This window comes from Candidatus Minimicrobia sp. QA0096 (genome assembly GCF_963967315.1).
In the GTDB taxonomy this organism is placed as follows: Bacteria; Patescibacteriota; Saccharimonadia; order Saccharimonadales; family Saccharimonadaceae; genus Nanosynbacter.
On the sequence record NZ_OZ017288.1, the window covers coordinates 89101 to 108718 of the forward strand.

Genomic DNA, 19618 nt, shown 5'->3' on the forward strand with positions numbered 1-19618 from the left:
TCAAGCATGATAGCCGACATTCACATTACTGAAAAAAGTTTTGGCGATAAGACGTTAATGAAAGACGTCAAGTTCAGTGTGGACGATGACGAGAAAGTCGGTGTGGTTGGCCGTAACGGCGTTGGTAAGTCGACGCTGTTTGGAATATTGGCGGGCACGGATAATGATTACACGGGAAAAGTCGTTTTTCGCCGTGGCATTACGATTGCGACTACGGCTCAGGAGCATCACGGTTTGGGTGAGCAAACGGTCATGGCGTACATTCTTAGTGGACTTCCGGAATATTCCAAGCTGAAGAAAATTATTGATGAATACCCATTGACTATGGGCGACAATATGCGAAAGATTGAAGAATATACGCAAGCCCTGGAGCGATTTGATCAAAAAGGATTTTATCAAGTTGAAGAGAAAATTGAGCGAGAGCTGAGCAATTTTCAATTAGACGGTTATGGTAATCGGAAGATTTCTTCCCTGTCTGGTGGGCAAAAAAGGCTGGTGGAAATTATTAAAATTATGCACTCGGAGGCACATTTGGCGCTGATTGACGAGCCGACCAACCACATGGATTACGTTGCGAAACAGCAGTTTATTGATTGGATGAATTCACAGCCGCATCAAGCGATGCTAATCATTACGCACGACCGCGACGTATTAGGACAAGTTGATCGAATTGTTGAGATTAAGGACGGTCAAGCCGTGAGTTATCGCGGAAATTACGACGCGTATTTGAAGCAGAATGCGCAAGCGACGACAGCTGGAATGAACAATTTTGAGCAGATTGAGAAGCGGATTGTTAACCTGAAGCAAAAAGTTTTGGACTATCAGCGGCTTAAGGAAAAATCGCGAAATCCCGGCACGATTCAGAAATTTAAGCGGCTGGAGAACGAGGCGCGAGCGGAGCTGGCGGAATTGTCAGAAATGGAAAAGCCGACGTTTTGGATTGACAAAGAGTCTGCTAGTCAATTGGATTATAAATCGGCGGAGCGTTACGGAAAATTCAAGTCGCGTAATATTCGCCTGAACATGAAAGACGCTTCCAGTCGTAGTCAGCACGTGTTGGTTCGCGCGGAAAATGTGGCGGTTGGGATTGGTGAGCGGATATTGTTTGAGGATGTGAATATTGATTTGCGTGAAGGTGAAGCGATTGAAATTAGAGGTCGCAATGGCGCTGGTAAGACTACGCTGATTCGGATGATTTTGGCGTCGGGTAAGAGTTTTGATGGCGGTCCTATTCTTTATTCTGGCGATATTTTCCTTGATCCGCAGGTTCGAATTGGTGTTTATGAGCAAGAAATTGACGAGCGATATCTGTCTGATCCGCTAGAAAAAGCGATTGAAAAATTGTATATGAGTTGCGATTTGTCGATTTCTGATACGAAAATTCGGCAACTTTTGGCAGACTATTTGTTCACGGACGCTGATCGAATGACGCCGCTGGTTCGCTTGTCTGGCGGTCAAAAGGCGCGTTTTCAGATTATTGCTATGTTGGCGAACGACCCGCAACTGCTGATTTTAGACGAGCCGACGAATCACTTGGATTTGCCGAGTATCGAAGAACTGGAAACGGCGTTGGCCAAATATTCCGGCGCGATTCTTTACGTCAGTCACGATAATTATTTCCGCGAAAAACTTGGCGGAAAAGTTGTGCAAATTGGCGCAGAATAAAAATTTTCCGCCAGAATTTGACGGAAAATCTTGAATCGTTTTAAGAAAATTAGTCGGACAATAAGCCGTTTTTTCGTAGCAAATCTTGTAGTTTCGGTCGATCAAAACCAAGCACTAATTCCCCGTTAATATCCGTTACTGGCACGCCTTGGAAATTGCCGCCATTTTTATTTAGCAACTCCTCTTTTGCGCCAGGATCAGCCTCGATATCTTTGGAAACAAAGTCAATTCCCAGCTTCTTCAGCCATTCCATTTCCGTGTGGCAAAACGCACACCAGCTAGTGTTGTACACGACAACTTTTGTGTCTTGATGGTTGTTCGTTGTGTCTTCGCTCATATATTCCCCTATTTAATAACACTTCCAATTATAGCATAACGGTTACGTCTATTTAGAATTCTTCGACGTCAAATGCCAATTTTTGCACCACTCGCAGTGATATATATCAATCGACAAATTCGGGTTTGCTAATTCTTGGATTTCTGCTGCTTGGCGGGCCTTTATCTCTGTTGAGAAGCGACGTTTTTTCTGGCAATTAGCCAACCCTGAAATTGACATCAATGATGTTTTTTGGCTTTTTTGACTATTTTTTGAATAATTTCGTCGCGGCATCTTGCAAAATAGTATAACAGATTGATATAGTGGAAAGTAATGGTAAAAGAAACTGACATTTCGGCTAATGATACAGGCGATTCTGGCGCGATGATGATCTTGGCAAGGACGATGATTGGTACAATGTGGCGAATGTTTTTGCCAACAATTGGCTTAACTTTGTTAGGATTGTGGCTGGATAATGCCAGCGGAATAAAGATGAGATGGTTACTTGCTGGAATTATTTCTGGCGCGATTATCTCAGTGATTCTCGTAGCTTTGCAAATTGCTAAAATTAAACAGCAGGAGTTGAAGAAATGATCGATTATATGGCAAGCGCTGGTCCGCATATTTCAGTAAAGGTTGACGAAGTTTTCAATGTCGCTGGCGTGTCTATTACGAATTCACACTTGATGGGATTCTTGGGATTGATTGTACTAGTGTGGGCAATGTTTCGTACTCGTGCGGCGGTTTTAGGTAAAAAGAAGCATAATTTTATTACAAGACTAATTCAGTGGACGTTCGACGGACTTTATAATACAGTTTGCCAAGTCATTCCGGACCGAAAATGGGCGCGTAAGGTTGCTCCGCTTTGTATTACACTATTTTTCTTTATCGTTGCGCAGTACTGGCTGGGACTTTTGCCGATCGTTGGTCCAATTACAATTGGCGAGCATCACACCCCACTGTTCCGCGGTGGAGTTGCGGATCTTAATATGACTTTCGGCTTGGCAATCGTAACGATTGTCGCGGCTCAGATTTACGCGTTTAAATATCTTGGCTTTAAGGGCAATTTGGGGCGATATTTCGTTAACCCGCTGCGCGATCCAATCATGTCATTTGTCGGCATTTTGGAATTGGTGGCTGAATTTTCGCGAATGCTGGGACTTAGTTTCCGCCTATTTGGTAACGTTTTGGCTGGCGAAATTCTCTTGGCGATTATCGCTTACATGACGAAGTTTTTGTCGCCCGTAGCTCTGCAACCATTCTATTTCTTTGAGTTATTTATCGGCGGTATTCAGGCGTATATTTTCTTTATGCTATCAACTGTGTTTATTTCCCTGGGGCTGGCTCACCATGATTCACACGAGCCAATTGATGAAGTTCACTCCTCTGTTGAAACTAATAAATTAGCAACATCAGAGAGTGATTAAATTAGGTAATAATTAATTAAAAGGAGAATATTAACCATGGAAGCATTAGCATTCACACTTACCTACGCAATCCCAGCTGCATTTGCTGCAATCGGCGCTGCAATCGTTGGCGCAGCAGCTATGAACGCCGCTGGTCGTAACCCAGAAAAAATCAACGATCTACGTACAATGATGATCTTGGGCATTTCATTCATCGACGCTATTGCTATTATCGGTTTCGTCGCAGCAATCGTCGGCAAAGTTATGTAGTTTTCGGAGTAAATTGTGGAGAAAATATTAACACAATTTGCCAATTCTGGCGCATCGGAAAAAGCTGGTTTGTTTGATTCGCTGGGTATTGATTGGGCTCTGTTGGCTTTTCAGACAGTAGCGTTTCTAATTCTGCTGTTTGTTTTGCGTAAATTTGTCTATCCGCCAATGATGGAAATGCTCGTCAAGCGAGAAAAAGACTTGAAAGCGGCTGACGCGGCGGCAAAATCTGCCAAGGAAAATGCCGACCGAGCTGAAGAAATGACTGCCGAAATGATGCGAAAAGCACGAGCGCAAGCTAGCGACATCGTGGCGTCTGCTCGAGAAGAAGCGACCGAAGTCGTTGAAGAAGCGGCTAAAAAAGCGACTGCCAAATCTGAAGCTTTGATTAAAGAAGCGCATAATACGATTGCTCAAGAAATTGAAAACGCTAAGAAAGATCTGCACAATTCGACATTAGAGTTGGTAGCTGAAGCGACTGGCAAGGTTTTGGGCGAGAAAATTGATGCGAAGAAAGATACAAAGCTGATTTCGGAAGCGCTTGAGGAGGCTAAATAGATGAAGTCGGTGTCCAGGAGAAAGTTGGCAAAGTATGCAGCTGAACAGATTTTAGCTGGCAATGACGCTGTGTTGGAAGAAATTGCCGGTCTTTTGATTTATGAAAAGCACGAACGTGAAGTTGATTTGTTGGTGCGAGATATTGAGGCTGAATTGGCCGAGCGTGGTGAAATTGTAGCGTCGGTCGAGAGTGCGAGAGCGCTTGACGACAGTACAAGGCGTAAAATAGAGCAATTTCTGGCGTCTGCGGCGAGCGATAAAAATAGCAAGCCAAAAGTGTCGCTAAGAGAATCAATTGACCCGACGTTGATTGGTGGATTTAAGCTACAAACGCCGACCGCAACACTGGACGCAACGGTTTCGAAGAAGTTAAACGACTTGCGGGCGAAGAAAATCTAGGAGGAAAAATGAGCAAGATTGATGTGACAGAATTAGCCAAAAGCCTGCGGGAAAAAATCGCGCAGCTGGAGGCGACGGAAGGTTTGGAAGATGCTGGCGTGGTTATTCGCGTTGGTGACGGCGTGGCTTGGGTGCATGGTCTAAGTAGCGCTGGCTATAGTGAAGTGCTAGAAATTGAAACTGATGACGACACGGTTGAAGCATTTGCTCTGAACTTGATGGAAGATGAAATTGGCGCGGTGATTCTTGGCGGTGAAGATAAGGTCAAGGCTGGCGCTAGCGTTCGTCGTAAGGGTTCGGTGCTAGACGTTCCTGTCGGCGAAGAGCTGTTGGGGCGAGTGGTTGATCCGCTAGGTCGGCCTCTTGACGACGGTCCAGCGATTAAAACGAAGAAACGTGGTTTAATTGAGCGTCCTGCTATTGGCGTGATGGGTCGTAAGTCGGTTCACGAACCTCTGATGACCGGTATTATGTCGATCGATGCTATGTTCCCGATCGGTCGTGGTCAGCGTGAGCTTATTATCGGCGACCGTCAAACTGGTAAGACGGCAATTGCTATTGATACGATGATCAACCAGGCGCGTCAAAAGACTGGCGTGGTAAATGTTTATGTGGCGATTGGTCAGAAATTGTCGAAGATCGCCAGGTTGGTCGACCGATTGAAAGAAGAAGGCGTGATGGATCAGACGATTATCGTCGCAACCAGCCCGTCCGACGCAGCCTCTCTGCTTTATTTGGCGCCTTACGCTGGTACTGCTATGGGAGAATACTTCCGAGATAACGGCGGTCACGCATTGACGATTTATGACGATTTGACCAAGCACGCGGTGGCTTATCGACAGATGTCGCTATTGTTGCGCCGTCCACCAGGACGCGAAGCTTATCCAGGTGATGTCTTCTATTTGCACTCGCGCTTGTTGGAGCGTTCGGCCAAATTGTCAGATAAACTTGGCGCGGGAAGCTTGACGGCTCTGCCAATCATCGAAACGCAGGCTGGCGACATTTCCGCTTACATTCCGACCAACGTGATTTCCATTACTGACGGTCAGATTTTCCTGGAAACCGACTTGTTCTATCAAGGCATTCGCCCAGCCATCTCAGCCGGTCTATCAGTTTCTCGTGTTGGTGGCGCAGCTCAGACGAAAGCCGTTAAATCTGTCGGCGGAAACTTGAAGCTCGGTCTTTCTCAGTTCCGCGAATTGGCATCATTTGCTCAATTCGGCTCAGATCTTGACGACGCGACAAAAGCTCAAATTGACCGCGGTCAGCGACTCACTGAACTTCTGAAGCAGCCACAATATCAGCCAATGAGCGTCTGGGAGCAATTTGTCAGCATTCACGCTGTGACTAGCGGTATGTTTGACGATGTTCCAGTTGCAAAGATTAAAGACGCGCAGTCTGCCCTATTGACTTATCTCTGGAAAAATTCTAAAGATGCTATGCGTGAGTTAAACAAGGGCGACAAACCTTCGGATGAGCAATTGAAATTGATTGATGAAGCTACGAAAGAAATAGCGAAAGGATTTGAGGAGTAATTCATGCCGAGCACTCGCGCGCTGAAAAATCGCATTCGTTCGGTGGACTCGACTAAGCAGATCACCAAGGCTATGCAATTGGTGGCGGCTAGTAAAATGCGTCGGGCTCAAGAGGCGGACAAAGCTTCTGCGCCGTACACAATGGCAGCGGAAGAATTATTGTCTTATTTGGCTAGCCAAGGCGCAACCGACAATCATCCGCTGTTCGCCAGGCGAAAGATAAATAAGCGATTGATTATCGTGGTGGCTAGCGACAAGGGTTTGGCTGGCGCATACAACACCAACGTTTTGAAGAAGTATTTGGAGCTGTTAAAGCGTGATGACGAGCGCGGAATTGAGAACTTGACTTTGACGATTGGTCGGCGAGCTTCGCAATTCGCAACGCGCCTTAAAGATACGAAAATCATCGGTACGTATGAAGATTTGCCAGATCAGCCGTCTGGATTGACGTTTCACACGATTTTGAATACGGCAGTAAATATGTTTGAGAATGGCGAAGTTGATGCAGTTACGCTTGTTTATACGCGTTTTGTCAATAGCATGGTTCAGACTGCAGAATTAGACAGATTGTTGCCAGCAGGAACGAAAATCTTGGTTGATCCGAGTGAAGTTTCTAACACGATTTCTGACGCCAAATATGAGCCGAGCATCCCAGAAGTTTTGGACGCGGTAGCGTATCGTTTGGTCGGTGCGCGACTGTTACAGGCGTTACTTGACGCTCGCGCCAGTGAACATTCTATGCGTATGATGGCGATGAAGAATGCTACGGATAATGCCAGTGATTTGGTTGACGATTTGACGCTAGCTATGAATAAAGCTCGTCAAGGGGCGATTACTCAGGAACTTGCTGAAATTTCTGGTGGCGTGGAGGCGATGGAACAATGATAAAGGAGAAAAAGATGGCAAAAGATTTAGGTAAAATTATTCAGATCGTTGGCGTGGTCGTTGATGTGGAATTTCCACGAGACGTTGAACTTCCAGCGATTTACGATGCGTTGCATGTTAAGAACGGCAAAGAGACGCTGGTTTTGGAAGTAGCGCAGCACTTGGACGAGCACACTGTTCGAGCAATTGCCCTATCATCAACGGATGGATTGAGCCGTGGTGCAGAAGTTGTTGCGACTGGTGCGCCAATTTCCGTTCCAGTCGGCGCGGAAACTCAAGGGCGAATGTTCAATGTTGTTGGTGAAGCGATTGACGAAAAGCCGCAACCAAAGGGAAAAACTGCGCCAATTCACCGCCCTGCTCCAGCGCTTTCTGAGCAGTCAAATAAGACTGAGATTCTGGAAACTGGTATTAAGGTTGTTGACTTGATTGCGCCGCTTGCTAAGGGTGGAAAAGCTGGCTTGTTTGCTGGTGCTGGTGTTGGTAAAACGGTTCTTATTACTGAGTTGATTAACAATATCGCTAAGTTCCACTCTGGAAACTCTGTTTTCGCCGGTGTTGGTGAGCGAACTCGTGAAGGTAACGACCTTTACTACGAAATGGAAGAAGCTGGCGTTTTGGACAAGACTTCGCTGGTCTTTGGGCAAATGAACGAGCCGCCTGGAGCACGTTTGCGCGTGGCGTTGTCGGGTCTGGCTATGGCCGAGGCTTTCCGCGACGAAGGTAAAGATGTCTTGCTGTTTATCGACAATATTTATCGCTATACTCAGGCTGGTGCCGAGGTGTCGGCATTGCTTGGTCGTTTGCCAAGCGCGGTTGGTTATCAGCCGAACCTTCAGCAGGAAATGGGTGCCTTGCAAGAGCGCATTACTTCAACAAAGAAGGGTTCGATTACCTCTGTTCAGGCTGTCTATGTGCCAGCTGACGACTTGACCGACCCAGCTCCTGCCACGACCTTTGCTCACCTTGACGCTACGATCGTGATGAATCGTTCATTGACGGAAATTGGTATTTATCCAGCGGTTGACGTTTTGGACTCCAGCTCAAACTCGCTTGATCCAGAAATTGTCGGCGAAGAACATTACCGTGTGGCGCGTGAGGTTCAGCGAATTTTGCAGCAATACAAAGAGCTTCAGGATATTATCGCTATTTTGGGTATGGAAGAATTGTCGGACGATCAGAAGCAGATTGTTGCTCGTGCTCGTCGTATTCAGCGATTCTTGGCACAGCCGTTCCACGTGGCTGAGAAATTTACCGGGAACCCAGGTGTTTACGTTAAATTGGAAGATACAATTCGTGACGCTTCCGATATCTTGGCTGGTAAATATGACGATAAACCTGAGAGTTGGTTCTATATGGTCCAGGGTACGCTGGCTGATCAAGTTGCTCGCGACGCTGAAGCTGAATCTGCCGAGGCTAAAAAACATTCTGAAAAGAAAGCTAAATAGTCATGAAATTGTCATTAGTCACACTTATCGGTACGAAGGTTGACGAAGAAGTTTATTCGGTGTCAATTCCGACTACTGACGGCGAAATTTCCGTTTTCCCAAGCCATGAGCCGCTAGTGACGATTGCACGGGACGGCGTAATTACCGTGCGTCGACATAAAGAAGATTCCGATAATCAGTTGGAGTATTTCGCAATCTCTGGTGGCGTGGTAAAAATTGATTATTCGTCGGTGCAAATTTTGGTTGATGAAGCTGATCACGGCGATGACATCATCGAGGCGGAAACTCAGAAGGCTCTGGAGCGTGCTATTAAGGCGCGTGATGAGGCTGGCGATCAAGTTGAGCGTGAGAAGGCCAAGCAGCTTATCGATCGTCATATGGTGCGCTTGAAGGTTGCTGATCTTCATAGGCGTAAGCGACGACGCTAACTATATATCGGCAATGCTACGAAGGAGCCTGATTATTAGGCTCCTCGTGCTATGTCTTGCTTGAGATCCTCGATTGACACTTGCGCAATATCGACAGTGTCATAGGAATATAGATTAGGAATGTCCTCTTCGTATGGCTTAATAAAGTACTCGATAATAAGTTCTGGGTCTAGCATCCGCTGACCGTCGTAATTGTATTGACCGCTCATTGAATAGGCGCAACTCCCAACGTCTCGCACAAACCTAGAGATTTTTGCCGAGTCTTTGTTGGTCTGCTGAAATGTTTCAGTATCAATGCACCACGGTTTAGTGCTGATAGTAAATGCAAAGTTTTTTATTTGCGCGTCATTCATTGTATACGGTTTTTCTAGGCTGTGAAAATAGTGCATAGTGACGAATGCAGTACGGGCGATAAGCCGTGCTTTTTCTTCAGGTAGCATAGTTTCGCGGTATTCGTCGACTAGACTATCGCAGCTCCGCACGCCTTGTATAAAATCGGTAATCACTGCCACTTCTCCATTCTCGAGGCGGATAACGCCTTTCGGCTCGAAGGTGCGAATTGCTTGAGGGTGCTCTAAGCTATTGATATCTCGCATTGTATCAATATCTTTCAATGCTGCGCGCGGTGTAAGATATGGCTTGATTGCCCAAGGTTGAGTTGCGAGAGCTACGCCCGAGCAGTATGATGTTGCATCATAAAACCCAACTTCATTGATGCTATTGCGGCGACCTTCCGAGTAATCGTCGCGAGGATCTAACCCTATATAAAGATAATCTAATGGCACACCCAACTGGTCGGTGCCAAATAATGCAATATCTCCTGGATACAGTTGATCTACTTGTTTTCGTAAATCGATCGTATCATCAATAGCGATTGGTGTTATAGATAAATATCTTTCGAGCTGACGCATAAACTATTTTATATCATAAATCACGGATATTTGCAATAGCTAGGCGGACTTCATCGGTCGTCGTGGTGTGCATTAATTTCTCTCGAAGTTCCTTTGCGCCGTCAAAATCGCGAATATAAATCTTGAAAAAACGTTTTAGAGTTTCAAAAGGTCGCCCTAAAATCGGCTGGTAAGAATCAAATAAATCCAAGTGATAATTAAGAAGCGTCAATAGTTCTTCTTTGTGATTATCTGCGTCAGTTTTCGATTCACGGAAGCAGAACGGATCACTGAAAACGCCTCGCCCAATCATAATTCCATTCACGCCGGGATGCTTTCTGGTAATTTCCAAGCCATGTTCTCTGTCGCGAATGTCGCCGTTGATAGTCAAAAGAGTTTGTGGGGCAATTTCATCGCGCAGCTTAACAATCTCGTCAATCAATTCATAATGCGCCGCAACTTTGCTCATCTCTTTTTTTGTACGCAGATGAATCGTCAAGTTCACGATGTCTTGTCTGAGAATTGTCGTAAGCCACTCGCGCCACTCGTCGACATAAGTATAGCCCAGACGGGTTTTTACACTAACTGGCAATCCAGATTTTTTGGCGGCGTCAATTGCAGCTATCGCTATGTCGGGTCGGCGAATCAGAGCCGCGCCACCGCTTTTAATGGCAGATTTGGCGGGACAACCCATATTGATATCAATTCCGTTAAAACCAAGTTCCGCGCAGTGCTTAGCAAAAGCTTCCATATCTCCTGGCTCGCCACCCCAAATTTGCGCAATTAGTGGCTGCTCATCGTCGGTTTTAATTAATCGCCCAGCTATGGCTTTGTCGCCAGCGTGAACCCAGCCGGTAGCATTTGCGAACTCAGTGAAAAATATATCTGGTGCGCCAGCCTGTTTCACGACATGACGAAACACGACGTCAGTGACGGCTTCCATTGGTGCCAATATGAAAAATGGCTGCGGTAAATCATTCCAAAACGATGTCATCTCTGTTATTTTATCACAAAAAGGAGAAAACCCCTCACTCTCGTCTTTGAGAATGAGGGGGATGGGGGCTCAAGCGGTTCTGCTCGGAGTTGATCTCAACGGTGAGAAAAACTGCCACGAGTGAATCTCGCGAACCCGAAACTGGGAGGGAAGCAAAACCCTTTGTTTTACTTCCCGGCGGACATGGAGGGAGTCGAACCCTCATCCTCACTCCTTATGGAGTAAGGGCACCGTTTTACATGTCCCTTGATTCTTTTCCGGATTACCGGCTGGCTGAATCACGCCAGGAGCGGACGGACGCTCTTGTGCTAACACTAAGTTAGCTTTTTCGTAGATTAAGATCTGCGACCGTCAGTTAGGATGGCTCAAAATCTAGTTAGAAGACTTGAGCTCTCCCCTCTGGGCAGCTCGAGCATCGTCGCCCATCTTGCCGACATACTTGGCGGCTCGGTCATTCATGGCCTTCTGGGCGCTGTCTGCCGTTCCGTTCTGGACGGCTTCAGCAGCCTTACGGTATGCCTCCCGAGATCGGTCTTCAAAAAACACCGCCTTCACCTCTTTCCTAAAAGAAAAGAGCTGACCTCATCTGTGCTCCTGGAGAGCACGATATAGAATCAGCTCTACCAACAAAAGCGTTTATTATAATAACACTAATTATAAAAAAATGCAACAATATACTAGAATATTTTTATATTTCGCCCGCCAGAAGGTCTTTTTCGAATTGCAACATTCCCTTATAATCCGCCGAATAGTCAGAAATATCCGGCAGATCTAACGTGGTGATTTTTTGCCAAATAATCTCAATCAGTTGCGTAAATTCAGTCAGTTCTTCTCTGGAGAATGTATCTTCCAAGCTAAGAATATCGCCGGTCTTCATGTCTGGCTCGACAAATTGCAATCGCCCGCCAGTAAACGTGAAATTGCCATAATCGCGTGAATGCTCGACCAGCAGCTGATAGAACATCAATTGCTGACGATATTTATGAAGTTTGATTTTCTCGTAATCGGCCGAACCTTTCCAGGAATGCGCCGGCTTGCCAGTTTTATAATCCGTTACGAAGATGGTTTTATTTTGCTTGTCGATGTCGACAACGTCAAGTTTACCGGTCAATCTGGCGTTATCTATAATTACGCCTTGGTTTGAAAAGTCTAATTCCGCCAAGTCCGTGTCATGAAAATCTGAAGATTTGGCGTTTAAGAATGCAGTCAAAGCCGACTTCCCTTTGTCTAAATACAATTGAAAATCGTCCGCTGGCAAATGCTGGCTCTCGAGGGATTTTTGGAAAAATTGGAGGATTTGTTCGGTGCTTGGCAATTGATGATCGGCGCTGAATGAGCAATGTGCTTGCTGAAGGCTGCTGTGAATCGCGGTTCCGTAAGCTGCGGCGGAATTTTTGGCGGATGGAAAATGCAGCAAATTGTTCAATAAGAAATTTTGCGGTCCGCCACGTGAAACGTCGAGGAAGTTGTTCAAATGCGTCGCAGAAAGTTTGTATGTTTCCAGCGCTGACGCCAATAAGTCCTTTAATTCCGGAACAATCGGCGAAGTTAGTCGCGTCGTCCAGTCGGTTTCAGCGAGTTTAATTTGTTCAGCTGGATCGTCGTTGGTTGGAATAACATTTGGTGTGCAATTCGTCAAGAAACTAGCGATTATCGTGTCGCTGCCAGAATCGTTGGTTTGAGAATAAGTCATGGTCAATGTGGTTTTGGCGCGAGTCATCGCCACAAAGAATAATCGAAGTCGTTCGTCGTAAGTGGCGCCCGCTGGCTGAAGTTGGAGATTTGCGGGATATCGTATAGCTCGACTACGTGAACGAACTTTCTCACCCCAAGCGCTGTCAATTGCCCCAATTACAAAAACGTGCGGAAATTCCAGACCTTTGGATTTGTGTGCGGTCATTAAGTTTATGGCGCCGCTGAGTGAACTTGCGTGCGTGCGAATTTGTGTTAAGCGGGTTTTTGTTGAAATGTGCAAGTCAATAAACTCCAAAAAGTCTTCCAGAGTTGGATTTTTGTCGGTGATTCGGTCGCGAAGTTTTTGGCGTAAAGTGCGCAAACTTTCCAGAATTGTCAGATATGCTTCTGGGTTTTTATCTAGCTTTTCTGGCGAGAAATAGAAATTGGCGAGAGAATTAACCTGAAGGTTGCCGCTCTCGTCATTAGTTAAGCCTAATAAATTGTCCAATTGCTCTTCCAGCGGCAAATTCGGCACGTCCTTAGCGCGCTCCAAAAGCCACTCCGCAAATTCCTTAAATACGCTATTCGCCAGCATACTTTCCAGCCACAATTGCCGATTTTTGTAAGCTTGAAGACTCAATTTCCAGATGTCAAGTGCAGAAAATCCAAACGCTGGATGAGCCGTAATTTCCGGTAGTAGACTATTGGCAACGTCCAAATTATTCTGGCTAATCGCCACGACAGTTCGCGCTAATTTGTCCAGAATCTGAATTATATCTTGCTCCAGAATGTCGTCGTGACGCTCGTAATTGACAAAAAGATTTTCCTTATAAAGATGCGGAAGAATTTCAATGAGTTCTTTGTGGTGGCGCGCAATAATCGTTATGTTTTCTGGTTTCTCGCCATTTTTTATCAGCTCGGCAATTTGTTTGGCGATTCCCGCTCGCTCTTCGCTAACGGATGAGAATTCTTGGATTTCTACTTTTGAGCCTTCGCTATTTGCGTGCGCGGTCAATTGTTTTGATAGTCCGTCAATTGTGTTTTCCAATCGATCCGCGCCTTGAGTGATGACGTCCCGCGCTGAGGATAAAATGTTCTCGGCAGAACGATAATTGTCGGTCAGAACGATAATTTTTGGGTCGTGATAATGTTGGCGGAAACGCTGGATGTTGCCCACGTCTGCGCCTTGGAAGCTGAAGATTGCTTGGTCGTCATCACCAACCGCCATGATGTTTGGATTATCGTCGTTCTCGCTGGTCAAATTGAACAATAATCGTAATTGCGCCAAGTTCGTATCCTGGAATTCGTCGACCATAATGAATTGGAATTGCTCCTGAAGATTTGCGCGCAGTTCTGGGTGAGATTCGCAGGCTTGAATAACGGATAAAATCATGTCGTCGTAGTCAAATAACGAACGCTCGGACAGAATATTTACGTATTTTTCGTAAACGTCAATTGCGGCAGATAATTTTTCTGCGGCGGTAAAATCTTTCAGGACAAATTCGCCATTGGCATTTTTTTCGCACCATTTATTTTTCCAAGCAGTCAGTGGTTTTGTTGAGTTTTCATCAATCGCTTCCTGGGCGGCGTGCGCAATGCTCAGTGCTAAAACGTTGGCATATGGCGTGATTGAGGCTGGCAATTTTGAGTTTTTCTCGTCAGGGTTTTTGGCGGCTAAATTGGCAATTTTCTCAGCTATCGGCGCAAACATTTCAATTGTCTTTTTCGATATTTTGGCGGAAAATACTTGCTGAATGTCTGGTGCAATTTCGGCGATTGTGCTTTGATTGTCCTCAATAATTGCCCGTAATTCTGACGACGTTAAGCCGCTTTGCTTGAACTCGGAAATAATGCGAATGAGGTCTTTGATGTAAACAAATTCCCCGTTATTTTTCGCGCTTAATGGATTCCGCCAATCGAGATCTTCAAGTATGCCAGAAATGATTTGATATTGTGTCAATTCGTCAACTGGCTGAGCGTCGGCGCCACGGAAAAAATACTCGCGATGTTGATTGATGATTTCTGTGCCGAAGCTGTGGAACGTGTGAATCGCAATTTTATACGCGTCCTCACCGATAATCTGACGAAGTCGTTGGCGCATATTTGTGGCGCCGCTTTCAGTAAACGTCAAGCATAAAATACTGTTCGGTAAAGTGTCGGTCTGTTTCAGGATTTGGGCGGTGCGCATACTCAGAAGCTCGGTTTTCCCTGTTCCTGGCCCAGCAATTACCAAAAGCGATCCGTGGATGTAGTCGACTGCTTGTCGTTGATTATCGTTTAATTTAGCGTAACGAGTATTGAAATCCATAGTTTTATTTTACCATGTCGGCGGTCTTCAGAACGCGATATCAAAATTGCTATTTACAGAATTTATCTAGGGCTATATATTTAGCATAAGGAGGATTAAATGAAAAACTTAAAGAAGATAAAATTTAGTCATATATATATGTTTGTGCTGACGATTGCGTTGATTTTTCTGAGTTATCAAGTCTCCTGGCTGAATGAAAAACAATATCGAAGATCAGTCCAGTCTTCCATCGATTATCTTGAAAACGCCCAAAGCATTAAGCGACTTGAGTTTTGTGTTAATCACGCCATTAAAGATTGTACTGAAGAAAATGTCGATGATTGGAATGAAAAACATCCAGAAGATGCGTTTAAGGGTAAAAGCCACTTGGATATTTCCCGTCAAGCAATTGAAGCGGTCAGGCAAGTTGACTATTAGATTTCACATCTTCGTCATCTCGCGTACCTCATAAAAAAATGGTAAAATATTATCTATGAATAAGGCGACGTACGACGAGCTGGCGCTGGAGCGAATTGCTAAGGAAAAATTTGGTTTTCCAATTGATGTTCAATCAATAATTTTGTGGCACGCCGATGTTAGTCGCACGGCTAAGGCGTCGGTGTTTTTGACGAATAAAAAGCAGCTGATGTTGTATTTGGAGGCGACTTCGCCGTTGATTTTGTCTGACGTTAAAAAGATAATTTCTCGAATGGGCATGCGTGCGGAATTATTTATTCCGCCAAAAGGTCAGCCGCGATATTTTGAAGACATTGGCAAGCGTAAATTCCGCGAAGTTTTTCCTGGAAGAAAGCACGTTACGGATGAAGATTTGCATTTTTATAAAACTTTGGCGCCGTATAATCCCGCCTTGGTTTTGATTTCTGAAGTGAAAAATGGCGAGATATATCAATTTGATTCTGACGCGTACGGAAATTGGCGAGTTGGCGCAAGGTTCAGGTATAGAAGGATTCAAACGAGCTAATGCGCGACTACCTGGACATTATTAAGCGGAACCTACTTTCCCCTATCGTCGTGGTGATTTTTCTGCTGGCTGGCGCGCTGGTTTATGTTCGCGAATATCGTGATGCGTGGTTCATTTCCGTGGTGATTGTCGTGAATTCGACGATTGGCATTATTCAGGAGCTGAGAGCTAAGCGAGTTTTGCGGCAATTGGAGTTGATGAGCGCGCCGAAAGCTCGATTGTTAAAAGACGGAAATGTTGTCGAGGTTGGCTATGACGAGCTTAAAATTGGCGATGAAATTCTTATTCAGGCTGGCGACGAACTACCGGCGGACGCGAAAGTTATCGAGTCGAAAGGCTTGGAGCTGAATGAAAGCATGTTGACTGGCGAGTCTGCGTCGATTGAGAAAAAGGACGGCGATGTCGTGTTGGCGGCGACGACGGTTTTGGCTGGTGAAGGTGCGGCGCGAGTAATTGCGATTGGTGACGACACGAAAGCTGGCGCGATTAGCCAAGTTTTGAAGCGTTATAAGCCAGAGCTTACGCCTCTGCAATTGGCGATTTGGCGCGCAATTTATTTCTTGACTTACGGCGCAATTGTCCTGTCGCTACTTATCGCTATCGTCTATTATTTCTCTGGCGATAATGTCGTCGTCATCTTAAAAACCATCACTTCGGCGGCGGTTACGGTTGTGCCGGAAGGTTTATTGTTGGCGAGTTCTCTGCTTTTGGCGTTCGGCTCATTGCGATTGGCTCAGGCGAAAGTCTTGCCGCAAAAATTGTCAGCAATTGAAGCCATGGCGCTTTTGAATTTGCTGGCTGTAGATAAAACAGGCACCTTAACTAGTGATGAAGTGACGCTTGAAAAAGTCGTGGCTTTTGGTGATGAAAATGACTATTCAGACTCTGACATTGCCAGTTTTGCGGCGTTAATTGCTCATGAAACCAGCGGTGGAAATATCACTGGCCGCGCAATTTTGGCGGAAGCTACGTCGCCAAAAAATACGAAAGTTTTGGAAGTGATGGCGTTTTCATCGGCGCGTAAAATGGCTGGCGTGAGGGCGAATATTGACGGTGAAATTCGGACGTTAATGATGGGCGCGCCAGAGTTTGTGTCGAAGTTGGCGCCGGTAGATGAGGAGACCCAGAAGAATCTGAATGATTGGGCTGACAATGGCTTGCGCGTGTTGATGTTGGCTGAATTTTCGGATGATAAAACCAAATTGAAAGACTTGAAAAACGGTTCTGGAACGGCAATTGGTGCGGTTGTTCTGCGCAACTCCCTGCGTCATGGCGTTGTTGAAACGGTGGATTTTTTGCAGCGCCAAGGCGTAACTATTCGCGTAATCTCTGGCGATAACCCGCGCACAGTTCAATACATCGCTAAGGAAGCTGGGATTAAACATCCAGAAAAGGCAATTTTAGGTGAGGATTTGGCGGCGCTTAGCGAAGATGAATTTAATAAGGCTGCCGATACTTACACGATTTTTGCTAGAGTTTTGCCAGACCAAAAAGAGCGCTTGATCAATCGATTTCAGCAATCTGGCAAGTTCACTGGTATGGTCGGCGACGGCGTGAATGACGCTCTGGCTCTGAAAAGGGCTGATCTCGGTGTGGCGATGTACGCTGGTGCGCCGGCTTCTCGTCGAGTTTCCGACATTATATTGCTCAACAATTCGTTCACTTCTCTGCCGATGGGAATGAAGCTTGGCAATCAAATCATGCAGGCAATCGAAGTCATCGCTGTTCTATTTTTCCATAAAATTATTTACGGCGTGACGCTTCTTCTTGTGACGATTCTTATTGACATGAACTATCCGTATTCGCCGCGCCACATTACGTTTATGAATATCTTTCTGGTGACGATGCCGACCCTCATGTGGACGCTGTTTCCTCCCACGCCGAAGCATCGAATAAATCCGAAGCGATTTTGGCACGACACTTTGCTGGCGGTATTGCCGATTGCTTTAATTACTGGCGTGACTGTCGCGTTCACCTATTGGATTACCTCTGTTATGTTCCCTGGTCACGCTGCAGAAGTCGCAACGATGACCGTACTTACCGCGACTTTGTTTGGTGTATATTTGGTATTCTTAGTGGGAATTATGCTGGACGTAGCTATCGATAAATCCGCCAAGCGCGCTCGCTTGCTTTATCTTCTGTCGGTAATTATTGTGGCGGCTGGAAGCTTTAGCTTTGGTTTTCTGCGCGACTTTTTCGATTTCACCGTGCCAAATTTGTTCATAATGTGGCCAGCAGCTGGCGCAATTGTCGTAGCGATGTTAGTCCAGCTATTCATTGCTCGCTGGGCTGGTCGGCGAATTGTTCGGTAGGAACTTGTCTATCTATCCAGTAATTTGCCAAAAACGAGATATCCTATAGTCCAGAAAACGCAACCGCATAGTAAAAATATTCCGAATACTTTCAAATAATCTGCGAACGAGCTTAACTCGTACCAGCCGCTTATTAATAAACAAGGAAAAATTGTTAATATCATGACGATAAAATGTATGGCGGATTGTTTAAGTAATGACCATTTTTCAATGTCGTATATTACAGATGCGGCTGCGACTATGTAGATTACGCTTTCTTGTCCAAAACCACAAGGTGCTCAATGTGCGGCGTTCTCGGGAAGAAATTGTAGCCTTGATGATGCGCGATTTCGTATTTTTCCTGAAGCAGGCTGACGTCTCGCGCTTGCGTGACTGGATTACAGCTCAGATAAATAATCCTAGGCGGCTCAGTTTCCAGCAGTCGATTAGTAACATCCGCGTGAAGTCCAGCGCGCGGCGGATCAACGATGACAATTTGTTCGCCCGTTATATATTCCAGAGATTTTTCGCTCGGCGCCAAAATCGCCTTGGCATTCGGTCGATTCAGCTTGGTGATATTCCTCTGCATTTCCGCGACGGCATGTTCGTTAATCTCCACCAGCGTCACGTCATCGCCTCCAATTGTCAAACCAATTGTTCCAACTCCAGAATAAAGGTCAAGGGTCGGCATTTTTTCACTGCAATCGATCCACGCTTTCATGTCGCTTAAAGCTTTTTCGTAAACGGGAATGTTGACTTGGAAAAATCCTTCGCAAGCGTAGTTGAAGGCGACGCCTAAAATCGTGTCGCTCAGTGTTGTGTCACCGAGTTTGTTCAAACGTTCGGTGATTCTACTGGCTGGGCTTTTGGGGTCGGAATAGATTATTTCGCCACCTTTGGCTGATAATAATTTGGCTTCATCGTCGGAAATCAGATTTTCTATCTTATCTTTTACGTACAATTGCCAGACAGCGTTTCCCTGTTGATCTGAGCGAATCAAGAGTGTTTTTAATTGGCGAGCGACAATCGGCTTTTCTAGTAATAGGTTGCGGATTTCAATTGCCAATTTATTTATGCTCGGATGTGCCAAGCTGGTTCCGTCAACGATGACCTTCCCTTTGCCGCCACGCTTGAAAAACGCCAAGTCTAAAGTTTCCTTTTCGTCGTCGTCCGTTTTGTCGCCAAACCAACTGAACTCGACTTTGTTGCGATAATTAAATTCCACGCCGTCGGAAAATACCTTGATTTTTTCAGGCAATGTGATGTTGTGAAGTAAAAAAGCCTCTTCGATTAGCGACGCTTTGTGTGATTGCTCGCTGGACATCGGCATTATTTGCCAAGGACTGGTGCTTAAATAGCTATTTTCATCCTTCGGTGTAATTCGCTCTGGGCTTTCCTCGATAATTTCCGCCACTATTCCTTCGACGAAGTGTGATTTTTTCTTTGTCACGCGAATCGTTACTAATTCACCAGGCAGCCCTCCCCAGACGAATGCTTTGCGGCCGTCGTCAAGTGTCCCGATGGCTTGCCCGCCGCCAACGATTTTTTCCAATCTTAAAGTCTCAAAAATTTGTTTTCTCATTAGGT

General features: G+C 45.6%; 20 protein-coding genes and 1 tRNA gene. 13 read left to right on the forward strand and 8 right to left on the reverse strand.

What is annotated here, in order from left to right:
* The first annotated feature begins 6 nt into the window (after positions 1-6).
* Complete coding sequence (locus AACH20_RS00440; RefSeq protein ID WP_338503139.1) at positions 7-1665, forward strand: ABC-F family ATP-binding cassette domain-containing protein; 1659 nt, start codon at positions 7-9, stop codon at positions 1663-1665.
* Between the two features lie 49 nt (positions 1666-1714).
* Here AACH20_RS00440 and AACH20_RS00445 read toward each other — a convergent pair whose 3' ends face one another.
* Positions 1715-2002, reverse strand: coding sequence for a glutaredoxin family protein (locus AACH20_RS00445; RefSeq protein ID WP_129632750.1), 288 nt, complete (start codon positions 2000-2002; stop codon positions 1715-1717).
* Between the two features lie 48 nt (positions 2003-2050).
* Complete coding sequence (locus AACH20_RS00450) at positions 2051-2275, reverse strand: hypothetical protein (protein WP_129637302.1); 225 nt, start codon at positions 2273-2275, stop codon at positions 2051-2053.
* A 39-nt stretch (positions 2276-2314) separates the two neighbouring features.
* Between AACH20_RS00450 and AACH20_RS00455 the strand changes: the two genes are divergently transcribed.
* Genes AACH20_RS00455 through atpC form a run of 9 tightly spaced genes read left to right on the forward strand, consistent with a single transcriptional unit; the run spans position 2315 to position 8910 of the window.
* Positions 2315-2575, forward strand: a complete 261-nt coding sequence (locus tag AACH20_RS00455; protein ID WP_338503143.1) for a hypothetical protein — start codon at positions 2315-2317, stop codon at positions 2573-2575.
* Positions 2572-3408: a F0F1 ATP synthase subunit A gene (gene atpB, locus AACH20_RS00460; RefSeq protein WP_243819132.1), complete on the forward strand. Its 837-nt coding sequence runs from the start codon at positions 2572-2574 to the stop codon at positions 3406-3408. Before AACH20_RS00455 ends, atpB begins: the two co-directional genes overlap by 4 nt.
* A 36-nt stretch (positions 3409-3444) precedes the next feature.
* A complete protein-coding gene (locus tag AACH20_RS00465) occupies positions 3445-3657 on the forward strand; it encodes a H(+)-transporting ATPase (protein ID WP_129637300.1) in 213 nt (70 codons plus the stop codon).
* A 15-nt stretch (positions 3658-3672) separates the two neighbouring features.
* Positions 3673-4215, forward strand: a complete 543-nt coding sequence (gene atpF / locus AACH20_RS00470) for a F0F1 ATP synthase subunit B (RefSeq protein ID WP_243809502.1) — start codon at positions 3673-3675, stop codon at positions 4213-4215.
* Positions 4216-4614 carry a F0F1 ATP synthase subunit delta gene (locus tag AACH20_RS00475; RefSeq protein WP_338503148.1) on the forward strand — a complete coding sequence of 133 codons (399 nt, stop codon included), beginning with the start codon at positions 4216-4218 and terminating at the stop codon, positions 4612-4614. It abuts the gene before it with no gap.
* 8 nt (positions 4615-4622) lie between these two features.
* Positions 4623-6149 (forward strand): F0F1 ATP synthase subunit alpha, encoded by a 1527-nt coding sequence (gene atpA / locus AACH20_RS00480; protein WP_338503151.1) that lies wholly within the window; start codon positions 4623-4625, stop codon positions 6147-6149.
* A gap of 3 nt (positions 6150-6152) precedes the next feature.
* Positions 6153-7034 carry an ATP synthase F1 subunit gamma gene (atpG, locus tag AACH20_RS00485; protein WP_146422300.1) on the forward strand — a complete coding sequence of 294 codons (882 nt, stop codon included), beginning with the start codon at positions 6153-6155 and terminating at the stop codon, positions 7032-7034.
* Between the two features lie 14 nt (positions 7035-7048).
* Positions 7049-8482, forward strand: a complete 1434-nt coding sequence (gene atpD, locus AACH20_RS00490) for a F0F1 ATP synthase subunit beta (protein ID WP_338503155.1) — start codon at positions 7049-7051, stop codon at positions 8480-8482.
* Positions 8483-8484: 2 nt separating this feature from the next.
* Positions 8485-8910 carry an ATP synthase F1 subunit epsilon gene (atpC, locus tag AACH20_RS00495; RefSeq protein WP_243819138.1) on the forward strand — a complete coding sequence of 142 codons (426 nt, stop codon included), beginning with the start codon at positions 8485-8487 and terminating at the stop codon, positions 8908-8910.
* A 35-nt stretch (positions 8911-8945) separates the two neighbouring features.
* On the opposite strand, the gene AACH20_RS00500 is transcribed toward atpC, so the two are convergent.
* The 4 genes from AACH20_RS00500 to AACH20_RS00515 all read right to left on the reverse strand — a co-directional run bounded on the left by AACH20_RS00500 (position 8946) and on the right by AACH20_RS00515 (position 14779).
* The gene (locus tag AACH20_RS00500; RefSeq protein ID WP_338503157.1) at positions 8946-9821 is read right to left on the reverse strand and encodes a hypothetical protein; all 876 of its coding nucleotides are present in this window, start codon (positions 9819-9821) and stop codon (positions 8946-8948) included.
* 13 nt (positions 9822-9834) lie between these two features.
* Positions 9835-10794 (reverse strand): tRNA dihydrouridine synthase, encoded by a 960-nt coding sequence (locus AACH20_RS00505; protein ID WP_338503159.1) that lies wholly within the window; start codon positions 10792-10794, stop codon positions 9835-9837.
* A gap of 178 nt (positions 10795-10972) precedes the next feature.
* Positions 10973-11039 (reverse strand) — tRNA-Leu (locus tag AACH20_RS00510).
* 443 nt (positions 11040-11482) lie between these two features.
* Positions 11483-14779, reverse strand: a complete 3297-nt coding sequence (locus AACH20_RS00515) for an ATP-dependent helicase (RefSeq protein WP_338503161.1) — start codon at positions 14777-14779, stop codon at positions 11483-11485.
* Between the two features lie 99 nt (positions 14780-14878).
* Between AACH20_RS00515 and AACH20_RS00520 the strand changes: the two genes are divergently transcribed.
* From AACH20_RS00520 to AACH20_RS00530, 3 genes are read left to right on the forward strand one after another with little or no spacing between them, the layout of a single operon-like run.
* Positions 14879-15196, forward strand: coding sequence for a hypothetical protein (locus AACH20_RS00520; RefSeq protein ID WP_338503163.1), 318 nt, complete (start codon positions 14879-14881; stop codon positions 15194-15196).
* A gap of 55 nt (positions 15197-15251) precedes the next feature.
* Entirely contained in the window at positions 15252-15740 is a 489-nt protein-coding gene (locus tag AACH20_RS00525) for a hypothetical protein (RefSeq protein ID WP_338503165.1), read from the forward strand.
* Positions 15740-18052: an HAD-IC family P-type ATPase gene (locus AACH20_RS00530; protein ID WP_338503167.1), complete on the forward strand. Its 2313-nt coding sequence runs from the start codon at positions 15740-15742 to the stop codon at positions 18050-18052. The genes AACH20_RS00525 and AACH20_RS00530 overlap by 1 nt, the downstream gene beginning before the upstream one ends.
* An 8-nt stretch (positions 18053-18060) precedes the next feature.
* Here the strand turns inward: AACH20_RS00530 and AACH20_RS00535 are convergent, their stop codons facing one another.
* Both AACH20_RS00535 and AACH20_RS00540 read right to left on the reverse strand, forming a co-directional pair.
* Entirely contained in the window at positions 18061-18300 is a 240-nt protein-coding gene (locus AACH20_RS00535; protein WP_338504273.1) for a DUF3021 family protein, read from the reverse strand.
* Complete coding sequence (locus AACH20_RS00540; protein WP_338503169.1) at positions 18300-19613, reverse strand: class I SAM-dependent RNA methyltransferase; 1314 nt, start codon at positions 19611-19613, stop codon at positions 18300-18302. Before AACH20_RS00540 ends, AACH20_RS00535 begins: the two co-directional genes overlap by 1 nt.
* Positions 19614-19618 lie beyond the last annotated feature (5 nt).